Below are 8,930 nucleotides of genomic sequence, written 5' to 3' on the forward strand. Positions count from 1 at the left end.
CTGCATTTTTATTAATGTCAATTTGCTATATTTGAATTCTTCAAAAAAACACAATGATTTATTCGCTAAAAGGAACCGTTCAGCAACTCAACCCAACATCGGTGGTTGTTGACGTAAATGGGGTAGGCTATTACGTGGGCATCAGTCTTCAGACTTCCAATCAACTCAGGCTCGGGAAAGAATCCTTTCTCAATATTCAGCAGATCATTCGGGAAGATGCACATCTTCTGTTTGGTTTTAACACAATTTTAGAAAAAGAAATGTTCAATCTGTTAATAAGTGTTAACGGAGTAGGACCGGTTTCGGCAATCATCATGCTCTCTTCACTGAGCCTGGAGGAAATCGCTTCGGCCATCACCGCAAACAACAGTTTGCTGCTTCAGAAAGTGAAAGGAATCGGCGGAAAAACTGCAGAAAGGATTATTGTGGAATTGCGGGATAAAGTGCAGAAATTCAGTTCTGCTGCTGAAAATATTTCTACATTTGCAAATAATAAAGTTAAGGAAGAATCGTTATCTGCATTAGAAGTTTTAGGGATTCAGAAGAAGATGAGTGAGAAGATTGCAGACCGTATTCTGAAGCAGAATCCAGATTTTTCAGTAGAAGAACTGGTAAAACAAATTTTAAAAAATATTTAACATTTGGAGAAGAAGCATTTTTTTCAGCATAAGGTAGTCACCGTTTTATTGTTCTTATTTACAGGAATAAATTTTTTCGCTCAGGTTCTTCCTGCAGACAGTATCGTGGTAAAGAAAGACTATGTACTGCCTGATCCCACCCAATACGAAGGTTTTTATGACATTAAAACCGGAATGTACTACGTATATCCGAAAATCGGAGATGTGATTACAGGAACTGCTACCGTGATGACTCCCGAGGAATATCAGGATTTTGTAGCAGCCAATCAGGCGAGACTGTTTTACGAAGACAAATCAGACCGTTACAGTCTCCTTTTCCGGAAAGACAAAACCGATGCGCAGAAAAGAGGCCTGATCCCTGCTGTAAACGTCCGGAACAAACTTTTTGAAAGTATCTTCGGCGGCAATAAAATTGAAATCATTCCTTCAGGTTACGCCTCTTTTGATGTTGGCGGACTGTACCAGAAAATAGACAATCCACTTATTTTACCCCAAAACAGAACCAGTTTTTCATTCGATATCGATCAGCGGATTCAGTTGGGGTTGCTCGGAAAGGTGGGAGAAAATCTCCAGCTCCGCGCGAACTACGATACACAGAGCGGTTTCGCCTTCGAAAACCGAATGAACCTTGTTTGGCAGGCAAAAGGAAGCTGGAAGGACCTCCAGACGAAAGGACTGAACGATCCTGCAACCGGAGGCGAAGATAAAATGATCAAAAGAGTGGAATTCGGGAATGTGAATATGCCGCTTTCCACGAGTCTTATTCGTGGTTCAGAGTCCCTTTTCGGTTTGAAGACGGAATTCCAGCTTGGAAAAACTTATGGAACTTTGGTGCTCTCGCAGCAACAGGGTGAAGCCCGGAATATTGTTGTGCAGGGGGGTGGCGTGATGAACACCTTTAAAATAAATGCCATTGACTATGAAGACAACCAGCATTATTTTATCGGGCATTATTTCCTCAACAATTATGATGCTTCACTCCTGAATTATCCATTAATTAATTCCACGATCAATATTACAAGAATTGAAGCATGGGTTCTGGATCAGGGGAACGGAAACCTTGCCTACCAGAAGAGTATTGTGGGAATCCGGGATTTGGGAGATGGTTTATCCGGACTACCTGATAATTCCCAGAATAATCTTTACCAAAGTGTAACTGCTTTGGGACCTTCGCTGCGGGATGCAAATACCGCATATAACGCCATCAACGGGCAGGTTTTACCAAACGCAAACGGAACTACGGAGGCTTTTGTTGATGGAGAGAATTTCATCTTTAACCGGAAAGCAAGAAGACTTGCCGCGAATGAATTTACATACAATCCACAGTTGGGCTATCTTTCTCTTAACCAGAGGCTGAATGACAATCAATTGTTGGCAGTGTCCTATTCCTACACCGTTAACGGCAGCAATCAGGTGTATAAAGTGGGAGAGTTTTCTGAAGAAAGTGCAGTTTTAGTAACGAAAGTACTGAAGCCGAATTCCAATGTGAAAACCACTTCGCCTATGTGGAATCTGATGATGAAAAACATCTATTCACTGGAAGCCAATCAGGTGAATCAGGACGGTTTTTTACTGAATATTTACTACAGAGATCCGCAAACCGGCGGTAAAGTGAATTATCTACCAAATACCAATGTTCAGGATACGAATTTACTGAAGCTGTTAAACTGGGACCGGCTGAATCTCAACAATGACCTTCAATCCAATGGCGGCGTTTTAGGCGACGGTATTTTCGATTTTGTTCCCGGAATTACAATCCGGCCAGAGGAAGGTAAACTGATTTATACCAAAGTGCAGCCTTTCGGAAGTTATATGGCTAGTGTTTTGGGAACCAATGATCCTCAGTATGTTTTTACGGATCTATATACCCAGCAGAAACAGGTCGCAACTTCCAGCAACCTTGCGCTTCGTTACACCATGGAAGGCCGCTATAAAGGAACGCAGGGACAGGGGATTTCTCTCGGAGCGATCAATGTTCCGCAAGGCTCAGTAAAGGTGACTGCAAACGGCGTCCAGCTTTCAGAAGGGGTGGATTATACTGTGGATTACATGCTCGGAACGGTAACGATTATCAACGAAGCAGTAAAACAGTCGGGGCAGGCCATCAATATTGCGCTCGAAAATCAACTGACCTTCAATACGCAGCGTAAAAGATTTTTAGGATTGAATCTGGAGAGAAAATTCAATGATCATTTCCTCCTGGGTGGAACGGTTGTGAATTATTCCGAAGTGCCGCTCACCCAAAAAGTAAACTACGGCCAGGAAGCCGTGAACAATACGATGGCCGGAATTAATTTATTGTACAATAATGAATTGCCATTCCTTACCCGTCTTACTGATAAAATTCCTTTGGTGAATACTGAGGCACCTTCCAGTCTGAATTTCAGGATGGAAGCGGCTTACCTGATCCCGGGTATGAATAAAGGCACCAACAACCAGTCTTATGTGGATGATTTTGAACAGACGACCTCAAAAATCTCCCTGAAAGAGCCTGCAATCTGGAGTCTGGCTTCGAAACCCGAAAAAAATCAGGGCGATCCTGTTTTTGCCGGAGCAGGACAAAATGACGACATCACGAACGGAAACGGACGCGCTCTGGTTTCCTGGTACAATATTGACCCGAGATTTTGGGGAATTGGCGGCAACGCACCGAACGGCATCAACGCACAGGCGGTTTCCAATCATGCCTCACGCCGGGTGCAACTGGAAGAACTTTTCAATTCCAAAGATTTTGTCGCAGGAGACCAAACCTATACGAATACCTTCGACATTACCTATTATCCTTCAGAAAGAGGTCCATATAACGTGAATCAGGCGGCTGAAACCACTCAGCAGAGATGGGCTGGTTTGATGCGTCCGATTTCAGTCTCCAACTTTGTGAATTCCAATATTGAATATGTGGAGTTCTGGATGATGGATCCTTATGCAGACGGAAATAATCTGGGAGCAGCTCCAAAATTATTGCTCCAGCTCGGAAACGTATCTGAAGATGTATTGAAAGACGGATTGATGCAGTACGAAAATGGACTTCCAACGCCTTCCGCGCCGGCAACCACAACTGCTTCAAATCTAGGGATCCAGCCGAAACAGCCGCCAATTCTGTATGCTTTTTCTTCCGAAGATGCAGAAAGAACCGTTCAGGATCTTGGTTTCGACGGATTGGATGCTGCATCTGAAGCTTCAAAGTTTGGAATTAACCTTACAAACCCGGTTACCAATCTTTCTGATCCGGCTTCCGATGATTTTTTATTCTATCTGTCTGATAAATTCGGAGGTAACTTAGCGTCATCTTTACCACAGCGGTATAAATATTTCAGGAATCCTGAAGCCAATTCCCAAAGCAACTCCCTTGAAGTGGCTTCTCAAACTCCGGATGCTGAAGATGCAAACCGGGATTATAACTTAGACCAAAGCGAAAACTACAACCAGTACGAAATAAATCTTGATCAGTCCAGTCTCGTAAAAGGCCAGAAATACATTGCTGATGTAAAAACAGTGCAGGCGAGATTTGAAAACGGACAGACCGATGAGGTGAAATGGATTCTTTTCCGGATTCCCGTATCGGATTTTGATCAGAGCGCCGGAGACCATGATCTTTCAGTTTTGAATAATGTAAGATTTGCAAGACTTTTACTTAAAGGTTTCGACCAGACTTCAACCATCCGTTTCGGAACTTTTGACCTCGTTAGATCAGACTGGAGAAGATATCCGAAAAATCTGTGGTCTGCCACCAACACGAATGAAGGTTCGGTATTGGCAGATATCACCAATTTTGAAGTGGGAAGTGTGAATCTTGAGGAAAACGGCCTCAACCAACCGCCGTATGTATTGCCTCCGGGAATCGACCGTCAGGTACTCAGCGGAACCGGTGGTGCCCAAAGACAGAATGAAGCTTCTCTTTATATCAGAGACAGAAATCTTGTTGGCGAAGCACGCGGTGTTTTCAAAAATACGAATCTGGATATGCGCCGTTTCAAAAAACTCAAACTTTTTGTACATGCTGAAAATGCAGATCCTGAATTTCAGGCAGTAGGAGGCCTTGATCCCGATGCTAAATTCTTCATCAGATTCGGAAGTGACGCGACAGACAATTATTACGAATATGAAGCTTCTTTAAAGTACACTCCAAGCACTGCAACTTCACCTCTGGACATTTGGCCTTCCGAGAATGAAGTGGATTTTGAGATTCAGAATTTTGTTGATGCCAAACTTCGCAGAGATAAAAACTCCGCAGCGCTGATTACAGAAAGAACTTTGGATCCTGAGTTCGGAGATTCCAACAGGAAAATATATGTAAAAGGACGGCCAACCATTGGGAACATTACCAATATCATGGTCGGAATGAGGAACCTTGACCGGAACTCCAAAGATCTAATCCTTTGGGTAAATGAAATCCGCCTTTCTGAAATTGAAAATAAAGGAGGGTACGCCGGAAACGCAAGTCTGAACTTCAATTTAGGAGATTTTGCCATCGTAAACAGCAACGTGGCTTATTCCACCATCGGTTTTGGCAACATCGATTCCAAGCCTGCGGAAAGATCCCAGTCTACACAGTCGGCTTTCAGTATCAATACTACGGTAAATGCCGATAAATTTCTGCCTGAAAAAAGCGGACTGAAAATCCCGGTGAATTATTCTTATTCCCAAACCATTGAAGATCCTAAATACAATCCTTTGGACAATGATGTGGAATTTTCAAAAGCACCAAACAAGGAGGAACTGATTCAGGTGGCAAGAACGTTTACCCAGCAGAGAAGTCTGGGCGTTGTAAATATGCATAAAGAAAGAATGAATCCGGACAGGAAGCCAAAATTTTATGATGTGGAAAACCTTTCGGTAACTACAGTATATAATGATGACTATTTCCGGGATATCTACACGAAGAAAAATTACAGACAATATCTGAGAGGTTATCTTGATTACAACTACAGTTTCAAACCGTGGGTGATCAAACCTTTCAACAAAATGATCAGCGATACCGCAAAATCTACAAAGTACCTGAGGTGGATTAAAGAATTCAACATCAATCCGGTTCCGACACGTTTCTCTTTCAGAACCGAAATCGATAGGAATTACAATGAACTCGAATTCAGGAATATTGACGCCATTTTAACCGGGAACCTGGGGAACGATTTTGCCGCAATTAAAAACAGGAATTTTTACTTCGGTTGGCAGTACGGCATCGGCTTCAATTTCACAAAATCTTTGAAACTTGAAGTAAATGCTTTAACAAGAACCCTGAATGACAATATGGACGTGAACATGATGGATAAAAGTTCGATTTTCCAGAATGCCTTCAGGTACGGAAGACCAGTTCTGTATAACCACCGTGTTCAGCTGAACTATAAATTGCCTTTCCAGCTGTTCCCATACCTCGATTTTATTGAAGCGGAACTGGGCTACGGAATTACGTACAACTGGAACTCCCGATCTACAGCACTTCTATCCAGTCCGGGCGGAAGTTTGGGATCCATTGGTCAGAATACCAACAACGTCATCGCAACCGGTTCTGTGGATGTGCCTAAACTGTTCAATAAATTCAAATATTTCAAAAATATCTCCGATAAAATTCAAAAAAGAGAAAAGGAGATTGATTCTCTGAATAATGTCTACGCCCAAGCATGGGAAGCCAAAAAGTTTACTTTCAAAAATTATAAATTCAAGAATAAACTTACACCGCTGCAGAGCATTGCTTCAGCATTCACAGCGATCAAGCAGCTGAATATTGATTATAATGAGAATAACGGTACAGTTCTCCCTGGTCTGCTTTCAGCACCGAACTGGTATGGTTACGGACAGACTTTGGGCGGTCCGACCTACGGATTCCTGCTCGGTTCCCAGGCTGATATCCGCAGAACGGCCATCGAGAACCAATGGATCAGTAACTCTACTTTGATGAATGACCCGTATGTGCAGCTGAAAAGCCGTCAGCTGAATGCGAGTTTGCTCGTGATTCCTGTAAATGATTTCCGAATTGATCTGAATGTTCTGCATACGTACAACAGAACTTTCACGCAGGTAGGCTTCAATGATGTGCAGAATCTCAACACTCCAAATCATGATTTTGCCTTCGGCAATGATTTCATTACGTATACCAACTCCAGCATGATCGTGAAGACGGCATTTAAGAGTGGTGACGACCTTTACCGAAATTTAATTGAGAATTCAAAAATAATTTCCCAGCAACTGGGCGGTGCAGCGGGACCAGATGGTTACGCTCCGGGTTACAGCATTGCCAATTCTTATGTGTTGATACCGGCATTCAGGGCCGCTGTGGAAGGAAAATCGCCGGAACAGGTGGGTGATGCAAAAAAGGCCGGTTTCCCGCTACCGAACTGGAGGGTGACTTATTCGGGACTTAGAAATTTCCCGGTGATAAACGGACAGTTTGCAAAATTTGATATTCTTCATGCTTATAATTCATCTTATACAGCGACAGGAATTCAGTCGAATATCGATTATTACAATACCCCGAACGGAATTGATATTAACGGAGACCGCATCAATCCTTTCATTTTTGCGCAGACCGTATATCAGGAACGCTTTGAACCGCTTATTGGAATTGATGTTACCATGAGAAACAATATGCAGTTCCGCGCCAATTATAATAAAGACCGGATTTATTTACTCGGCTTGGTGAACCACACGCTTACCGAAGATACTGGAACTGAGTATGTGGTTGGTTTCGGATATATTCTGGAAAACTTCAGGCTCGGGGGTAATTATACCCGCGGCAGAAGAGGCGGGAAGAACTCAGGAAGCGATCTGAATATTCGGGGCGATTTGGCCATCCGCGATAATTTAACCACAATCCGGAATATTTTATTGGATGATTCTCAGATTACCGGAGGACAGAGATTGTTCCAGCTTAAAATGTCTGCTGATTATAATTTTTCTGAAAACCTGAATGTGAAACTGTTCTATGACCAAATGATGACGAAATATAAAATTTCAACAGCATTTCCACTTTCAACAGTACGGGCTGGAGTAACCGCGACCTTCACTTTTGGAAACGATGGATTGTAAAAGAAGAATTTCTCTAATAAAGGTGAGACAATAATTTTAAAAAGGTTTGAACTCTCGCAATTTAATTTTAAATTTGTAACTCAACAATAAAAAAACAAAAATGAACACACCGGCAGAATTGAAGTACACCAAAGAACATGAATGGGTGAAAATAGAAGGTAACACCGCAACAATCGGCATCACTGATTTCGCACAGGGAGAATTGGGCGATATCGTATTTGTAGATGTGGATACTGTGGATGACGAACTGTCTTCAGGAGAGGTATTCGGAAGTGTGGAAGCTGTGAAGACTGTTTCAGACCTTTATCTGCCAATATCCGGAACCGTTACTTCCTTCAATACTGATCTCGAAGATCAGCCGGAACTCCTTAATACCGACCCATACGGAAAAGGCTGGATCATTAAACTGGAAATAGCAGAAGATACCGATGTGTCGGAACTGCTTTCAGCAGAGCAATACCAGGAATTACTTGGATAAAATATCGTCCATATTTATAAAGATTTTGCCCATTTATTGGGCATTTCTTACTTATATGCTTCTCAGACCCGGTACAGAAAACCATGAATACTGGTTTATGTTTTCAGGTATAGATAAAGTAATACATGTGAGTATCTTTGCATTACTGGCATTTTGCTTCAGAACTGCACTTCCAAAAGTAGGGTTTATCTACTTCATACAGATTATGCTAGTGTACGCTTTCGCGACGGAAATTCTCCAGGATGAAATGCACCTGGGCCGTTCTGCAGAACTTCTGGACATTGTTGCAGATACTGCGGGTTTCTTTCTCGGAAGTTTTTGTTACATGAAAGTAAAGAACCTCAATCTTTAAATCTTGGGGGATATCTTATTATTAAGGATAATGCATGTTTATAATAAGAGTATATTTCTACTGAATGCAGCAAAAAATCAGATCACTTCAAGCGTTTTGAGTATTGTGGATAACTTAATCCACGGTATACATGGTTGAAAACCAGCCTATATATGTCTTATTTATGCACAATTTTAAAGTGATTCTATATTCGTCTTGTTTGTTAACGGTAGATTAACATATCTTTGCATCTCCTTTAAAAGGGGAAAGCGCAGAAGCAGAATAAATATTTTACAGATTTTTTAAAAAACACTTGCAGATTATCAAATTCTTTCTATCTTTGCAAACCCAAATCGAGAGAAGCGGGGAGCGAAGTAGAAGATTGAAAAGATGGGATGTGAAGGGAGTTAGGGGCTTAAAAAAAGTTTCAGATTTTTCTCCGGAAACATTTGGTCAT

4 protein-coding genes are annotated in these 8,930 nt (G+C 41.9%); all 4 read left to right on the forward strand.

Translation table 11 applies throughout. The annotated features are described in order from the left end of the window. Positions 1-53: 53 nt before the first annotated feature. Positions 54-638, forward strand: a complete 585-nt coding sequence (gene ruvA, locus FUA25_RS10925) for a Holliday junction branch migration protein RuvA (RefSeq protein WP_147756938.1) — start codon at positions 54-56, stop codon at positions 636-638. A gap of 3 nt (positions 639-641) precedes the next feature. Next, positions 642-7,664, forward strand: coding sequence for a cell surface protein SprA (sprA, locus tag FUA25_RS10930; protein WP_410493477.1), 7,023 nt, complete (start codon positions 642-644; stop codon positions 7,662-7,664). 100 nt (positions 7,665-7,764) lie between these two features. Then, entirely contained in the window at positions 7,765-8,142 is a 378-nt protein-coding gene (gene gcvH, locus FUA25_RS10935) for a glycine cleavage system protein GcvH (protein ID WP_147756939.1), read from the forward strand. Beyond that, positions 8,093-8,494, forward strand: coding sequence for a VanZ family protein (locus tag FUA25_RS10940; protein WP_185146693.1), 402 nt, complete (start codon positions 8,093-8,095; stop codon positions 8,492-8,494). The genes gcvH and FUA25_RS10940 overlap by 50 nt, the downstream gene beginning before the upstream one ends. Positions 8,495-8,930 lie beyond the last annotated feature (436 nt).

The organism is Chryseobacterium sp. (genome assembly GCF_008014695.1).
In the GTDB taxonomy this organism is placed as follows: Bacteria; Bacteroidota; Bacteroidia; order Flavobacteriales; family Weeksellaceae; genus Kaistella.